We start from the raw sequence: 15941 nt of genomic DNA, 5'->3' as shown, positions 1-15941 counted from the left end.
GATACCGTTAGTGCTTGCCGCCGTACAGGTCATTCAGTTCGCGGTAGGCGTCGAGCACAGCCGTCGTCTCGTCCGCGAGCTGCTCGCTCGCGCCCGACGGTCCCGACATGGGGTCGATCAGAAGCTCAGCGAGCGCCTTCTCGGTCCGCTGAAGCGTCTCGTCCAGGTCACGGTCACGGATGAACCGCTCTCCGGCCTCTGCGGCGGCGGTCAGTTGCGCAACGAGCGTCGCCAGTTCGCTGCGGACTTCCTTCCACAGTTCGTCGGCCTGTTGCCGCTGGTGCACGAAGTCCCGGTACGCGCGGCTCGAATTGTCGGTGGTGTCCTTCTCGTGCCGCCGCAGGTCGTCGCGGACCGTCCGGATGTCCTGCTTTCGCGCCAGGTTCTTGGCACCGTCCCAGAGCGCCTGCGCCAGGAGCTCACCGGCCTCGTTGGGCTCGACGAGCTCGTCGAGTTCGGGGAGCGTGCGGCCCACCCGCTCGGCGAGCGTGACCAGCGCCCGGAAGGAACGCTGTTCCTGCGGCGTGGTCAGCACGCGGTGGATGTCAGGAAACTTGCGCAGGTCCGGCGTGCGGACTGTGCCCTGCCGCTCAGCCCTGATCGCGCCGACGATGGCCGCGGCGGCAAGAACGAAGGCGGCCACGAAGATCACTCCGGCGTACGGCGCCCCTCCTGCCAGGCAGATCCCGATCGAGATGACGGCGATCAGGATCATCTGCTGGGACGCCCGCCGGTTCGCCGCTTCCCGACTCATGGGGGCGTCGGGGCTGACGTCGGTCACGCTGCCCCACTCGTGCACCCGTGCCCGCCCGCTGACCCCCACCTCGGTCAGCGCGACCGCTGTGGTCTTCGCGTCACTGGCGATCCACAGGTGGACGTAGTTCTCCGACGACGTCACGAGACGTTGCCTTTCTCAGAGGGGTTCGACTCACCGCTTGTCCGGCGCGGGTAACCGCTCAGGCGATTCCCTTGCGGCGGCGGATCATCTGGTACGCCTGCCGGCGCGCGAACTGGTTGAGCTGCGACCGCAACGCGTCGTCGTCGAGGTAGCGCTGCATGAGCTTTCCGTTGTCGTCGTGCCGGGACAGGATCACGTCCTCGATGCGCTTGTCGCAGACGACGCCGAAGTTGCTCTCGTCGTTGACCATCGCGGCGGCTTCGAGGGTGCCGTCCTCGGCGAGGGCGACGATCTGCTGCTCGACCCAGACCTTGTCCGCCTCGCCTAGCCCGATGCCAAACTTGTCGTTGAACGCGTCGATCAGCTCAGACAGGGCGACCTTCTCCGGGTCGTGTTGCCGGCCCGCCGCACCGCCGACGAAGCCGGGCAGCATCTGCTCGCCCTCGGGCGTGAGCGACGCGTCGTGCTCGCCGGTCTTGCTGACCCGCAGGTGGGTCAGCTGCACCTCGCCGATGTCGACGGACGGGTCCTGCCGCCGGGGCAGCCGGTTGAGCAGCGCCCGCCCGTACAGGTAGAGGCGCTCTAGGTCCTCGTCGTGGTAGGGCACGACCTGGCTGAGGAACGCGTACATCCGGGTGTAGTCGCGCAGCGCGGACCGGAAGCCGTCGGCGGCCTCGGGATCGTCGGCGGCCAGGGCCTTGTAGCGGTCGACGGCCGGCTCGGTGAAGCGGTAGAGCGCGGCGTGCGCCCGCTGGAGGCCGGTGTCGCTGGTGGCCTTGCGCTCCGCGGCGAGCAGCGCCTCGGCGTACGCCTGCATCTCCGAGTCGACCAGCACCGGATAACCGGTGACCTCGTTCTGCGCGGTGTAGAGCAGGTTCGGGTCGGTGGGGGTGGTGGCGGCGGTCTCGAAGTACGGCTTGAACTGTTCGGCGATGTCGCCGGCCTCGTTGACGAAGTCGAGGACGAAGATGTCGCCCTGGGCCTTGAGCGGGTGGGTGCGGTTGAGCCGGGACAGGGTCTGCACGGCGGCGACGCTCTTGAGCAGCTTGTCGACATACATCGTGGTGAGCAGCGGCTGGTCGAAGCCGGTCTGGTACTTCTCGGCGACGACCAGGATCCGGTACTCGGTGTCCTGCTTGGCCCTCGGCGTGCCGGCATGCTTGTCGTCGGCGGCGGTGTAGGCGAACTTCTCGGGCAGCTCACCCTCGCTGAACCCGTTGACCCGCGCCTCGGTGTGCTCGACGCCGTCGACTCCCAGCTCACCGGAGAAGGCGACCAGGGAGTCGCAGCCGGCATAGCCCTGCATGTCGACGTACTTCTTGATGGCGGTGTGCAGGCGGACGGCGGCCTCGCGGGAGCCCGTGACCACCATGGCCTTGGCGCGACCGCCGAGGCGCGGCGCGGTGTGCTTGCGGAAGTGCTCGACGATGATCTCCGCCTTCTGCGCCTGCATCGTGGGGTGCAGGCTGGCGAAGCGGGCGAGCTGGGCGCCGGCCTTCTTCGGGTCGACGTCCGGGTCGTCGGGGTTGGCGTTGGCCAGCTTCCAGTACGACTTGTAGGTCACGTAGTTGCGCAGCACGTCGAGGATGAAGCCCTCCTCGATGGCCTGCCGCATCGAGTACGTGTGGAACGGCTGCGGGTTCCCCGAGACAGGGTGCGGCGTGCCGAACAGCTCCAGGGTCTTCGGCTTCGGGGTGGCGGTGAACGCGAAGTACGACAGCGTCTCGTGCCGGCCCCGAGCCAGCGCGGAGGCGGTGAGCAGGTCACCCGACTCGTCCACGTCGTCGCTGCCGAGCTTCAGCAGCACCTTCTTCAGCGCGGCGGCCGAGTCGCCGGACTGCGACGAGTGCGCCTCGTCGACGATCACGGCGAACCGCTTACCGCGGAGCCCCTGCACCTTGTCGAGGATGTAGGGGAACTTCTGCATGGTGGTGATGACCACCTTGGCCGTCTCGCCCTGGAGGGCGGCGGCGAGCTGCGCGGAGTCCTTGTCGATCCGCTGCACCACGCCCGGCACGTGCTCGAACTGGAAGACGGTGTCCTGCAACTGCCGGTCCAGCACCACCCGGTCGGTGATGATGATGACCTTGTCGAAGACCGGCTCGTTGGGCCGCAGCCGCTCGTCGTCGACCACGGGCGCGGTGTGCAGGCTGGACAGCCGGTGCGCCAGCCAGGCGATGGTGTTCGACTTGCCCGACCCGGCCGAGTGCATGACCAGGTAGTTGTGCCCGGAGCCGTGGCGGGCTGCATGATCGGTGAGCTGGGTGACCGCGTGCCATTGGTGATAGCGCGGAAAGATCAGGCTCCGCGACTCCTTGTCGGTGTGCAGGAACCGCCGCACCAGATCCATCCAGGTGTCCGGGTGCCAGATCTGCTCCCACAGGTAGGAGCTGCGGTAACCGGATGCGCCGGCCGGCGGGTTGCCGGCGCCGCCGGAGACACCCGGCCCGTCCGAGCCGGTGTTGAAGGGCAGGAACCGGGTCTTCTCCCCCGCAAGCTTCGTCGTCACGAAGACCAAGTCGGGATCCACGGCGAAGTGCACGAGGGTACGCCGCGCGAAGAGCAGTTCCTTTGGGTCACGCGTCTTGCGGTATTGCTCCTTGGCATCCTCGACGGTCTGGCCGGTCAACGGGTTCTTCAGCTCAGCCGTGGCGAGCGGGATGCCGTTGACGAAGAGGACCAGGTCGAGGGTGTTGTTGTTGCTGGTCGAGTACGCGAGCTGGCGGGTAACGGTTAGGCGGTTGGCGCGATAGAGCTTGAGCGCATCGTCGGTGATGGCGTGGGCGGGCTTGAAGTAGGCGAGCCGGATGAGAACGCCTTTGTCCTTGACGCCACGGCGGAGGACGTCGAGAGGGCCGCGCTCGTCGATCTGCTTGGCCAGGTACTGGGCGAACTGCCGCTGCCCCTCGTCCGGGTTGTTCCCGTGGTACGCCAGCAGCTTTGCCCACTCGTCCGGCTGAGTCCTACTGATGAAGGCAATTAGCTCCGCCTTATCAAGCCCAAGCTGCCGCTCGTAGTTGCTGGGGACAGCGGGCACCCACCTCGAGCCGAGCAGCACACCTTCAATCGCCGCCTCAAACGGTCGCTCCTGATGCGCCAGTCTCATACTACCCCCCGCCCCGTCGTCACGTCGATTTGACCTGTAACGGCCGCAGCGATCAACGCCTGCTGCCGCTCCACAAGCAGGCTTAGCTGTTGATCAATATCTTTCACGGCCCGATTGGCCCACTCGGCATGGTATGCCATTTCGCGCACAAATCGGATTTGTTCGATGAGTGGGATGGCGGGGATTGGGAGATCACGCACAACAGAAGTTGGCAAGTTATTTGCTAGGCCGCCGGCTCCAGAGATGCCGAGGCGGATCATCTCCCGCAGTTGGGGAGACCTCATCATCAGCGCCAAGAACTCTGGCACCACCCGCCTGTCGTCCACAGCCAGCCGGTAGATCTTGTCACATAAAAGCAAACGTCCCGGCTCTCGATCGACTATTGCAACATTGCCAATGAGGTTGGGTGAGCCACTAGCTCGGGACATCAAGAGGTCGCCTTGACGCAACCGGTACTGCCGTCGAGGCGGCACGCCTGCAGGCAACGCCTTATGTTCATCCGGATTGAACACTCCCCCGTTAACACATCCGGCCTTTATAACCCCCCACTCATCGACCTCAGCCAGACGACCCTCGCATTCGGGTGACCACCCTTGCTCAATGCCGCGCAGTATGTGTCGCAGGCGGACTAGACCGCTGCGGCTTGAAAGTTGCTCGTACAAGTCGGCTAGGAGCTGGTCAGCCCTGTCACGCACTAGGCCTTTCTCGGCTGCGCGAAGCTCAGAAATCCGCGAGATTCGAGCCGTTTCTCTGTCGAGGAATTCAGCGATGTTTCGCTGCTTGTCAGGAGGGGGGACAGGAATGGGAGCAGCGCCGAGCTCCTCTTTGGTCACATGGACCATTCCGATCATGCCGCTGGTGAGCTCGCGCTCGATCCAGTGCGTGGCAGCCTTCAAGGCCCAGTAGAGCCAGTTTTTGTCGCACCCATGAACGGACAACTTGAAGATGTGCTGATTCAGGAAGTACCGTCCTGGCGCACGCCACCTGAATGGACCGAAGGACGTCCCAGGGTTCCCCGACCAAGAGTAAAGTAGGTCCCCGGCAACCACCTCGTACCTGTCATCCAACGTAAGCCCAGAGTGGTTATAATTCTCCGAACCATTGAGATTCTCGATACGAATAATTGGTGTACCGACGCCTCCCCAACCGTCCGACTTAAAAGCAAATCCATTCGAGAGGGTAGCGAGATGCTTAAGTGGAACAACGCCCCAGGAGTCGGGCAACGAAGATCCATAAGGGAGATGCCTTGGCGTAGTCATCCGATCACCTCGCCGAGAAGGGCTTGAATTCCGACTTCGAGGGATCTCAGTTCGGAATCGATCTCGGCAAGTTGCCTCGGCGGCGTATAGATGTAAAAATGGCGAGTGAAGGGAATCTCGAAACCGACCTTAGTCTTCGTATCATCGATCCAAGCGTCTGGGACGTGAGGCAGCACCTCGCGCTTGAGGTAGTCGTGAATGTCCTCGTCCAGCGGCACGTTCTCGTTGTCGCGCAGGTCGGAGTCCGGCAGCGGGTTGCCCTTGCGGTCGGTCTGCACCTCGCCCTCCGGGTCAGTGACCGAGAACGCCTCCCACACCGCCTTCTCCACCGCCGCCGGCAGCTTCCCCAGCCGGTTCAGCTTCATCGCGAAATCAGCCCGGGTCGCAGAGGACGTACCGATGAGCGACTTCGCCGCCGCCAGCAGCGACTCCCGCTCCGCGTACTTGAGTACCGCTTTCGCCTCCGCGAGCAGCGCGACCGCCTCCTCGGTGACCTCAAAGCGCAGCCGCAGCGGGCGCTCGACGGTGATCCGCTGGTAGCCGAAGTCGGTGGTCTTGAAGACCTTCACCTTGGCGTGCTGCGGGTGTCCCGGGTCGTCCGCGATGGACAGCGCATCGACGTACGTCCGGGTCAGCTCCGCGATGTGCTCGTCGGTGAGCATCTTGCGCTTGTCACCGAGGCTCTTGCGCATCTTGGTCCAGTAGTCGCGGCCGTCGAGCAGCACGAGCTTGCGTGCGCGGGCCGAGTCCTTGCGGTTGGTGAGGATCCAGAAGTACGTGGAGATGCCGGTGTTGTAGAAGAGCTGGTCCGGCAGGGCGACGATGCCCTCCAAGAGGTCCTTCTCCAGAATCCAGCGGCGAATCTCGGACTCCCCCGACCCGGCTGCGCCGGTGAACAGCGGCGAGCCGTTGAAGACGATCGCCAGCCGGCTGCCGCCGTCCTCGGGACGCTTCATCTTCGAGATCATGTGTTGGAGGAAGAGCAGCGAGCCATCGTTGATCCGGGGCAGGCCGGCGCCGAATCGGCCGGCGAAGCGACGCTCGTGCTCGGCCTTGATGAACTTTTCGACCTTCTTCCACTCCACGCCGAACGGCGGGTTGGCGAGCATGTAGTCGAAGCGCTCGCCCTCGTGACCATCCTGGGTGAACGAATTGCCGAAGGCGATCTTCGTCGGGTCGCCGCCCTTGAGCATCATGTCGGAGCGGCAGATCGCGTACGTCTCGCCGTTGAGCTCCTGTCCGTACACCTCGACGGTGGCGTGGGGGTTGTGCTCCTGGATGTGGTCCTGGGCCTCGCTGAGCATGCCCCCGGTGCCACAGGCCGGGTCGTAGATCTTGCGGACGATGCCGGGGGTGACCAGGTCGTCCTCGTCGGGGGCGAGCAGCAGGTTGACCATCAGCTTGATGACCTCGCGCGGGGTGAAGTGCTCACCGGCGGTCTCGTTGCTGATTTCGGAGAAGCGGCGGATCAGGTCCTCGAAGACGTAGCCCATCTGGTGGTTGGAAACCACGTCCGGGCGCAGGTCGACGTCAACGAACTTGGCGACCACCTGGTAGAGCAGACCGGCCTCGGCAAGCCGGCTGATCTGGGCGTCGAAGCCGTACTTCTCCAGCACGTCGACCGCGCCCGGCGAGAAGCCGCCGATGTAGGCGCGCAGGTTCAACGCCACGTGGTCCTGATCGCCGAGGAGCTTGCGGAAGGACATCTCGCTGGTGTTGTAGAACGACAGACCAGCGGCCTTGCGCAGCACCGGATCCATGTTTTGCACGCCGAGCTGCTTGAGCTGGGCGTGCTTGGCGAGCACCGCGTCTTTCGTCGGCTCCAGCACCCAGTCCAGCCGACGCAGCACGGTCAGCGGGAGGATCACGCGGCCGTACTCGGAGCGCTTGTAGTCGCCGCGGAGCAGGTCGGCCACGTTCCAGATCAAGTCCGTGAGCTCTTGGTGCTTGGTACTCACCAGGTTCCTTTCGATTGCCTTAAGTGAAGGAGTATGGCCGGTGCGCCGGGGCGGTGCAGTCCACCACCCGGTCGGACGAGGAGCCCGTTTCGTCAGTAGGGGCGGCGATTGGTCCCTTATTTATTCGGTCGCTTGCGGCTCGACCGCTGCTCAGCCTGGAGTGATCCACGCGCGAGGCCGTCTGCGGTGAGCTGGACCAGCTCGGCCCCCAGCGACGCCGCCTGTCGGATTGCCGACTCGAAGGCGTCGAGGCGCCGGAACGCCTCACCGTGTGCCCGCTGCTCGTCGAGCGGCAGGCGCCGCACCTGGGCCCGCCGGATGTCGAAGCGGAGCGTGCCCGACAGGCTCGACGCCTGCTTCTCGTTGGCCGAGGTGCGCAGTTGTCCGGCGAGGAACCACGGGTCGAGCGCGGCCGGGTTGGGCCGCAGCAGGTAGAGGTTGCGGCCGAGCAGGGCTCCCTCGGCGGTGATCACTCGAGGCGTGAGCGTGCGGGCGATCATCGGCACCACGACATCGCCTATCACCAGCGGGATCTCCTGGCCCAGGCGGTCGTCGGCTTGGCCGGAGGCGTCGACGCCGGCCAGCACGTCCTGCACGGTGAGCATCGGCGGCCCGCCGGTCGACCCGCCACCTTCTGAGGACGAGTTGGCCCGGATGGGGCCAATCAGCTGCAACGCGCCGCTGCGGGCCAGCTCGGCGACCGTCACGACGAGCGGTGCCACCCCGTCGGGCACGGGCGTGACTTGCGGCATCAGCGCCGGCAGGTCGCCGACGATGGCGGCCAGCCGCTCTCTGGTGCGTACTAGATGCTCTCCGCTCTGCTCGCCCCCGACGGCGGGCTGCCGACGGGCGGGGGTGAGGTCGACCTCCTCATCGAGCAACTCGATGACCGGCACCGCCCGGGCGAAGCCGACCTCCTCGACCTCGGCGTCGGGTGCGGCGGTGAAGGCCCTCCAGGTGGCCAGGACCCGCGCGGAGAGTTCGGGAAGATCGCCCTCCGCGGCGTCGACCAGCAATGCTCGCGCCGGTGCGGGCGTGTCGGCCGTCGGCCGTCGCAGCACCCACAGGTGCAGCGGTACGCCGTGCGGTGCGGCCACTCCGCTCGGGAGCGCGATGACGGCGCGCAGAGCGCCGCGGCGCAGCAGCTCGGCTCGGATCCGCCGGCCCGCACGACGACCGGCCGCCGCCGGGGGCATCAGGATCACGGCGTGCCCGCCGGGACGCAGGTGGGCCAGCGCGTGCTGCACCCAGGCCAGCTCCGGCTCGGTACGCGGCGGGATGCCGTACTCCCAGCGGGGGTCGTAGCCGAGTTCCTCGTTGCCCCAGTTCGTGACGCCGAACGGCGGGTGGCAGATGACGGCGTCGACGGTGCGGCCGGCGAAGGCATCGGCGCGCAGAGAGTCGCCAGGGCACACCTCGCCGGGCACCTCGCGCAGGGCGAGCCAGAGTCCGGCCAACCGGGCGAGGTCCTCGTCGAGCTCCTGCCCGTACGCCGCGATGCAGCCGGCTCGGACGGCGGCCCGCAGCGTGGCGCCGGACCCCGCAGCAGGGTCGAGGACGGAGCCGCCGCTGACGCCCGACAGCCCGACCATCAGGTCGGCCAGCTCGTCGGGTGTGGCCCAAGGGCGACCCGGACCGGGCGCGGAAAAGCGCTGCCACAACTCGTCGAAGGCGGCCTGCGGCCCCAGTTCGTCGGCAAGCGCCTCGATTTCCGGTCGCAGGTCGGCGACGACGGGCGCGTCGGTCTGGCCACGACGTGGTCGTCCGCCGCGCTGCTGGGCGAGCAACAGGGCCCCGACGGCGGCCAGCCCGGTCGAGGGGGTCTCCCCAGCGGCGGCGAGGTGTCGCCAGAGCCTGTCGACCCGGGACAGCTCGGGGAGCTTGCCCTGCTGGCGCAGCCACTGCTCGACCTCTGTGAGGTCGAACTCGGGGCTGGCCGAGGTGCCACCCACCGGAGTCGGGAAGTCGGGATGGCGTTTCCGCCAGTTGCTGACCGCGGCGCGACCCACCCCGGCGAGCCGGGCGATCTCCGCCGCCGTAATGGTCGGGTTCACCTGCACCTCCAGAGTGTGTCACACCCGTCAAGCGTCACGTCCGTTGACAGCGTTCACAGATGATGCTCTCATTGACGCCGCCACGGTTCACACCAGGAGGACAACAATGCGCAAGACCACGACCTTCGCTCTGCTCGCCACCGCCGTCGTCGCGCTGGGCTGCGGCGCTGGCGCCACCGACACCGCGAGCAGCTCGGGCAGCGACGGTGCCGCCGTCAAGGGCGAGGAGAAGGCGGCGAAGACCGCGAAGATCGGCCAGCCGGCCCGCGACGGGAAGTTCGAGTTCACGGTGAAGTCGTCCAAGTGCGGCGTCGCAAAGGTCGGCACCTCGATGCTCGGCGAGAAGGCGCAGGGCCAGTTCTGCCTGATCACGATCAACGTGAAGAACATCGGCAAGGAGTCGCAGATGTTCGACGGCAGCAGCCAGAAGGCGTACGCGGCCGACGGCACCGAGTACTCCGCCGACACCGGCGCCGCCATCTACGCCAACCAGAACGCCGAGACGTTCCTCAACGACATCAACCCCGGCAACCAGGTCACCGGCGTGGTCGTCTTCGACATCCCGAAGAAGGTCAAGCTCACCAAGCTCGAGCTGCACGACTCGCCGTTCTCCGGCGGCGTCACCGTCGCCCTGAGCTGACCTCCCGCCGTCTCGCCGGGGCGGGCGATCCGCCCGCCCCCTCTTCCCCGGGCATCCCGCCCGCCAGCTGCAAGAGTTCAGGAGAGAACGTCGTGACCGATCCGACCACCCCGAGGCCGTCGGAAGAGCCGACCGACCAGCCGGCGCGGGGGCCGTACCCGTCGGCGCAGGACTCGCCGGCCGTCGCCGCCGTACCGACCCCGGAGGAGAACGTCCCGCAGGCCGATGCCGCGCTCGGGGCCACCGCCGCGCCGCGGCGTTCCCACGTTCGGACCTGGGCCGTCGGCGGCGTCGCCCTCGTCGTCGCCCTCGCCGCCGGGGTCGTCATCGGCGCGGCCGCCGGCGACGACACCGACCCGGCTGCCCGCGCCAACAGTTCGACGTCGCCCGCTCCGAGCAGCGCCGTCCCGACCACGGCCGCGCCGATGACCGTCGCCCCCACGACTACCGCGCCGACTACCAGCGCGGCCCCGTCGCCGACGAAGACCACTCCCCCGCCCAAGCCGAAGCCGCCGTCCTACAAGACGTTGAGCGAGCGGCAGTGGAAGCTCGTCGCCAAGAATCCCGACGCGCACATCGGCAAGACCTACGTGGTGTTCGGCCGGGTCACCCAGTTCGACGCCGCGACGGGCGTCGACACCTTCCGTGCGAACGTCGCGCACCGGAGGATGGCCGACCAGTACGACTACGAGACGAACACGCTCCTCACCGGGTTGGCGGCGGACCTCGACAACCTGGTGGAGGACGACATCTTCCGCGCCAACGTCACCGTTCTCAGCGCCTTCAGCTACGACACCCAGATCGGCGGCGAGACGACGGTGCCGCTGCTCCAGGTCGACTCGATCAAGGTCCTCTGACCCCCTTTCCACCTACGAGACGTCAGGAGGCGTCGTGCGTCCCGATGAGTTCCTGCGCGCCCTGGACCTGCTCCCCACCCCCCTGCACGAGCGCGCCGTCGCGCTGCGCGCCTACGCCCGCGTCACCCGCTGCGAGGACTGCCAGCGCATCGGCGATGCCGTGCGGCTGGCCCTGACCGCCGCGCACTACGACGAGATCGTCTCGGCCGGTCAGCTGCTCGACACGGCGGAGCAGGAGGCCGCCCGGCACAGCTCGGCCTGCCGCTCTCAGCCGGACCCGCAGCGCGGTCGCGGCCGGGTCGGCCGCTGGGCGGGGACGTCCGCGCCGCTCGTCGCCGCGACCGACGCGAGCTGGAAGGGACGCGCCGGCGGCATCGGGTACGTCGTCAGCGACGGCCACTACGGCCTGCGCAGCCGGGGCACCGGTCGGCTGGACCCGACGGGCGCGTCGCGCGTGCTGATCAACGAGCTGCGGGCGGTCGACTTCCTGCTCTCCGCGTACGACGAGGCCCCGGCCGGCATGACCGTGCTGCTGGACAGTCTGGTTGCCCTGCGCTACCTACGCCGCTGGCAGGCCGGCGAGACGGACGTCGTGCCGGCCGGCTACAGCCTGCGCCCGCGCACTTCGTCGGCCCAGCCCACCCTGGTCCGGCTCGCCGAGCTGGTGCGCCGGCGGCCCGATCTGTCCTTCGCGCACGTCAGGGGCCACAGCGGCCACGCCCTCAACGAGGCCGCCGACGGCCTGTCCCACATGGCCCGCCGCCGGCTCGGCGAGTCCTTCGACGTACGCCCTCGCGCCCACGCTCTGGTCGACGCGTTCCTCCGCGACTGGCACACCACCGTCGCCAGCTGACCACACCGGCTGCCTTCTCACACCCGGGAGATGATCGTGGTTCTCGCTGCCCAGCACACCGCCGTCCCGTCCACGGGCCCGTCGCTCCCGTCCTGGGTCGGCCCCGGCCTGATCCTGCGGAGGACCAGCACGCCGGTGACCTACCGCCTGCCGGAACACGCCCTCACCCCTCCCGCCTGCTGACGCAGCCACGCAAGCAGCTCGACAGCGACACGCAGCACTCCGATCCGTCCACCGGATCAGCTCCACACCATCCGGAACCACCTTCCCTGCTCCCCCGCAGTGGGCCGGCACCTCCGCCGGCCCGCGGGGAGCACGCGCCTGGAGACGACCATGCCCGTCCCCCGCCAGCCCTCCCCCACTACGCCGGCCCTGGCCGCCCGCCGTGCCGAACCGCTGGTCGAGCTGATCTTCGAGCGGCTCACCGCCGACGACGTGCCCGACCACACCGCCGAGCTGGTGCTCGCCGCGCTGAGCGGGCAGGACGACCTGGCCACCGCGCTCGACGGCGGGACGACCAGCCTGGACCTGGGCACCACGGCCGACGAAGCGCCGATGGGCCGGATCTGGCTCTCCTCGGTCACCGTCGCCGGGTTCCGTGGCGTCGGCCCGGAACGCACCCTCCAGATCGACCCCAGCCCCGGCCTCACCCTGGTGGTCGGACGCAACGGCTCCGGCAAGTCGAGCTTCGCCGAGGCCGTCGAGCTGGCGCTGACCGGCGACAGCGCCCGGTGGGCGGACCGCAACAGCGTCTGGCGTACGGGGTGGCGCAACCTGCACTCCCCCGACCCGTGCTGGATCGTGGCGCAGCTGCACGTCGACGGGGTGGCGAAGCCGGTCACGGTGACGCGGTCGTGGCCGCTCGGCGCGGCGCTGGCCGACGCGGAGGTCATCGTCACCAGCGACGCCGGGCGGCACGCGGACCTGGCGGAACTCGGGTTGGCCCGCCCGCTGGAGCTGTACCGGCCGTTCCTCACCGCCGCCGAGCTGGGTCGACTCACTGCCGGCACGCAGAGCCAACTCTTCGACGCGATCTCCGCGATCCTCGGCCTGGAGGCGATCACCGAGGCCGACCAGCGACTGTTGGCCGCCGCCCGGCCTTCGGACGCGGCCGTCAAGGAGGTACGGGCACAGCGCGCCGCCTTCGCCGAGCACCTGGCCGACGTCGCCGACGACCGGGCCCGACGGACGGCCGCGCTGCTGAAGGGGCGCGGCGCCGTCGACCTGGCGGCGCTGGGCGCAATCCTCGACGAGCCCGAGGAGGTCGCCGCCGACGGGCCGCTACTGCTGTGCCGGCGCCTGGTCGAGCTAGCCGTGCCGACGCCGGAGGAGGTGACGCGGCTGGCCGAACAGCTGCGAGAGGCGTCCGCCGAGGCGCAGCGGCACGACGGCGGGCGGGCCCGGGCGGCGCTTCGCAGCGCGGAGCTGCTCCGCCTCGCCATCGAGCACCACGAGGACGCCGGCGACGGCCCGTGCCCGGTCTGCACCGCCGGCACCCTCGACGGGGACTGGCGCAGCGCTGCCGGCGCCTCGCTGGCGCAGTTGCGGGACCGCAGTCTCGCCGCCCAGTCGGCGGCGGCGCAGTTGGCCGCTCTGCTGCGGCAGGTGCACCATCTGATCGACGACCTCACCGTGCCGGAGGTCGACCCGGCGCAGGTCGGCCCGGCACAGATCGACTTGGCGGAGGGTGACGCGGCGGAGGTGCCGCTGGACGGGTTGCGCGAGGCGGTGGCGGCGCTGCGCCGCGTACCCGGAGAACCGGCGGAACTGGCGGCGCACCTGGACGCGCGGTACCCGATCGTCGTGGCCGCGGCGGAGGCAGCTCGTGCGTGCGCCGAAGGGGTTCTGCGGCAGCGTGACACCGGGTGGCGGCGGGCGGCGGCCGAGCTGCGCGGCTGGGTCGACGCTGCTGCTCGGCTGCCCGAGCAGGAGGCGACGCTCGCCCGGGTGAAGGCGGCGCGGGCCTGGCTGAAGTCCACCGCGGCGCAGCTGCGCAACGAGCGGGTGGCGCCGTTCGGGGAGCACTCGCAGCGGATCTGGGCGCAGCTGCGGCAGGAGAGCAACGTCGAGCTGGGCGCGATGACCCTGGAAGGGACGAACACCCGACGGCGGGTGGTGTTCCCGGTCAGCGTGGACGGCGCCGACAACGGCACCGCGCTCGGGGTGATGAGCCAGGGTGAGATGCACGCCCTCGGGTTAGCGACGTTCCTGCCGCGCGGGTGCGCGCCGGAGAGCCCGTTCCGGTTCATCGTCGTCGACGACCCGGTGCAGAGCATGGACCCGGCCAAGGTGGACGGCCTGGCCCGGGTGCTGGCCGCGCTGGCCGAGCAGCGGCAGGTGGTGGTCTTCACCCACGACACCCGGCTGCCCGACGCGGTCCGCCGGCTCGACCTGGGCAGGGCCCAGATCGTCGAGGTGACCCGCGCGGAGCGGTCGGTGGTGACGCTGCGGCCCGCCTCCGACCCGGTGACCCGCTACCTCGACGACGCGTACGCGCTGGCGCGCAACGAGGAGATCCAGGCCGAGGTGCGCGGTCCGGTGGTGGCGGAGCTGTGCCGCTCGGCGCTGGAGGCGGCCTGCCACCGGTCGGTGTGGCGGCGGCGGGTGGCGCGCGGGGTGCCGCACGACGACATCGAGGCGGCCATCGTGGACGCGTCCCGGCGGCTGGCCACCACGGTCGCGTTGGCGCTGTTCGACGACGCCGACCAGGGCGGCGACGTACTCGGGTATCTGAGCCGCCGGCACGGAGCGCGGGCGGTGGCCGCCTACCAGGCGTGCCGGGAGGGCGTGCACGGGGCGACCCTGGCGGACCTGCCCGGCCTCGTTGCGGACGCCCGCCACCTCGCGAAGGCCCTCTCGTGACCGCCCGAACGACTGCGGGGGCGGCAACGCCGACGCCTGAGCACTGCCTGGCGGCGGCCGACCAGCTGCTGCGCGGCACCGGCTCGCTCGGCACGGCGGCGGTCACCGCCGGCTGGTGGCCGCAGGCCTGCGCCTGCCTGATCCGGCTCGCCCTCGAGGGCGGCATCGACGCCTACTGGCAGCGGACCAGGCCGGCGGTGGCGCGGTGCCGGCAGGGCCGGGCCAAGCAGCTGATGCTGCGCGGCCGGCTCGGGCCGGGCACGGGCGTCGCGCGCCGCGTCGCGTTCGCCTGGGCGACCCTGTCGGCCGCCGCCCACCACCACTGCTACGAGCTGGCGCCGACGGCCGCGGAGCTGCGTCGCCTGCACACCGAGGTGGGCGTCCTGCTCGCCCGGCTGGATGAGGCAGCGGAGCCGGAGGATGACCTGCCCGCGACCTAGGTGAGGGTGGCCGCCACGTACGCGGCAGCGTCGGCGACGAGAGCCTGCTGGTACTCCGCGTCCCTGGTGGCCTTGCTCGACATGATCGCGATGACGAGCGGCGCGGACGTCGTGGGCCAGACGACGGCTATGTCGTTGACCGTGCCGTAGTCGCCGGTGCCGGTTTTGTCGGCCACGGTCCAGCCGCGCGGCACGCCGGCGCGGATGCGCTGGGTGCCCGCGCGGGTGGCGTTGCGTTCCAGCAGGTCGCGGAGGACGGCGCGCTTGTCCGGTGGCAGGGCGTCGCCCAGCACGATCCGCTGGTAGGTGGTGCCGAGTGCTCGCGGGGAGGAGGTGTCGCGGGGGTCGCCCGGGATGGCGGTCGTGATCGTCGGCTCCATCCTGTCCATCCGGGTGACCGCGTCGCCGAGGCCACGGGCGTACGCGGTCAGCTGGGCCGGCCCGCCCAGGTCGCGGAGCAGGAGGTTGCCGGCCGTACCGTCGCTGTGGCGCACCGCAGCGTCGCACAGTTGGCGGATCGTCATCCCGGTTGCCACGTGCCGCCTGGTGACGACCGAGCTTCTCATGAGGTCGTCCTCGGTGTACCTGATGACGGTGTCCAGGTGGGACAGCGGGTGGCGGTGCAGGACCGCCGCGGCCGCCAGCCCCTTGAACGTCGAGCAGAACGCGAATCGTTCGTCCGCGCGGTGGGCGATGGTGTCGCCGGTGCCCGTGGCCAGGGCGTACACGCCCAGGCGCGCGTCGAACGCGCGTTCCAGCTCCGCCAGGCGCTCGTGGCGACCACTCGTCGCGACGGCGGAAGGGGAAGTGGGGCGAGCGGTGGCGGTAGGGGAAGCGGGGAGCGCGGAGGACGTGGGGGCAGGGGGCGTGCTGCCGTCCGCGCATCCGGCCAGCGGCAGGGCCGCTGCCGCCCCCAGCAGGGCGCGGCGGGTGATGGTCGGCTGCGTCGAAGCCAAGGTCCTGCCTCCGTTGTCGAGTCACGAGGATGGGCGGGGGTCTCGGCCGGCGACGACC

Annotated in this window: 11 protein-coding genes; 5 read left to right on the top strand and 6 right to left on the bottom strand. The window is 69.5% G+C overall.

From position 1 onward, the window contains the following. Window positions 1-7 precede the first annotated feature (7 nt). The 5 genes from AB0G13_RS15950 to AB0G13_RS15930 all read right to left on the bottom strand — a co-directional run bounded on the left by AB0G13_RS15950 (window position 8) and on the right by AB0G13_RS15930 (window position 9275). The gene (locus tag AB0G13_RS15950; protein ID WP_357874536.1) at window positions 8-898 is read right to left on the bottom strand and encodes a hypothetical protein; all 891 of its coding nucleotides are present in this window, start codon (window positions 896-898) and stop codon (window positions 8-10) included. A gap of 58 nt (window positions 899-956) precedes the next feature. After that, on the bottom strand, window positions 957-3935 hold the full coding sequence (locus AB0G13_RS15945) for a type I restriction endonuclease (RefSeq protein WP_357874533.1): 2979 nt from the start codon (window positions 3933-3935) through the stop codon (window positions 957-959). A gap of 65 nt (window positions 3936-4000) precedes the next feature. Continuing rightward, window positions 4001-5227, bottom strand: coding sequence for a restriction endonuclease subunit S (locus tag AB0G13_RS15940; RefSeq protein WP_357874530.1), 1227 nt, complete (start codon window positions 5225-5227; stop codon window positions 4001-4003). Between the two features lie 32 nt (window positions 5228-5259). Beyond that, window positions 5260-7221, bottom strand: a complete 1962-nt coding sequence (locus AB0G13_RS15935; protein WP_357874528.1) for a class I SAM-dependent DNA methyltransferase — start codon at window positions 7219-7221, stop codon at window positions 5260-5262. 116 nt (window positions 7222-7337) lie between these two features. After that, window positions 7338-9275 (bottom strand): N-6 DNA methylase, encoded by a 1938-nt coding sequence (locus AB0G13_RS15930; protein WP_357874525.1) that lies wholly within the window; start codon window positions 9273-9275, stop codon window positions 7338-7340. Between the two features lie 106 nt (window positions 9276-9381). On the opposite strand from AB0G13_RS15930, the gene AB0G13_RS15925 reads away from it, so the two are divergent. The 5 genes from AB0G13_RS15925 to AB0G13_RS15905 all read left to right on the top strand — a co-directional run bounded on the left by AB0G13_RS15925 (window position 9382) and on the right by AB0G13_RS15905 (window position 14927). Next, window positions 9382-9915, top strand: a complete 534-nt coding sequence (locus tag AB0G13_RS15925) for a DUF4352 domain-containing protein (RefSeq protein WP_357874522.1) — start codon at window positions 9382-9384, stop codon at window positions 9913-9915. A gap of 92 nt (window positions 9916-10007) precedes the next feature. Further along, window positions 10008-10772, top strand: coding sequence for a hypothetical protein (locus AB0G13_RS15920; protein WP_357874519.1), 765 nt, complete (start codon window positions 10008-10010; stop codon window positions 10770-10772). Window positions 10773-10806: 34 nt separating this feature from the next. After that, window positions 10807-11625 carry an RNase H family protein gene (locus AB0G13_RS15915; RefSeq protein ID WP_357874517.1) on the top strand — a complete coding sequence of 273 codons (819 nt, stop codon included), beginning with the start codon at window positions 10807-10809 and terminating at the stop codon, window positions 11623-11625. A gap of 333 nt (window positions 11626-11958) precedes the next feature. Then, window positions 11959-14487 (top strand): AAA family ATPase, encoded by a 2529-nt coding sequence (locus AB0G13_RS15910; protein ID WP_357874514.1) that lies wholly within the window; start codon window positions 11959-11961, stop codon window positions 14485-14487. Then, the gene (locus tag AB0G13_RS15905) at window positions 14484-14927 is read left to right on the top strand and encodes a hypothetical protein (protein ID WP_357874512.1); all 444 of its coding nucleotides are present in this window, start codon (window positions 14484-14486) and stop codon (window positions 14925-14927) included. The genes AB0G13_RS15910 and AB0G13_RS15905 overlap by 4 nt, the downstream gene beginning before the upstream one ends. On the opposite strand, the gene bla is transcribed toward AB0G13_RS15905, so the two are convergent. After that, window positions 14924-15883, bottom strand: a complete 960-nt coding sequence (gene bla / locus AB0G13_RS15900; protein ID WP_357874510.1) for a class A beta-lactamase — start codon at window positions 15881-15883, stop codon at window positions 14924-14926. The two genes, AB0G13_RS15905 and bla, sit on opposite strands and share 4 nt — an antisense overlap. Window positions 15884-15941: the final 58 nt, after the last annotated feature.

Source organism: Micromonospora sp. NPDC023633, assembly GCF_040640035.1.
Taxonomy (GTDB): Bacteria; Actinomycetota; Actinomycetes; order Mycobacteriales; family Micromonosporaceae; genus Micromonospora.
The sequence above is the reverse complement of the archived record's forward strand: the minus strand, read 5'-3'. Positions and strand labels throughout refer to the sequence as shown.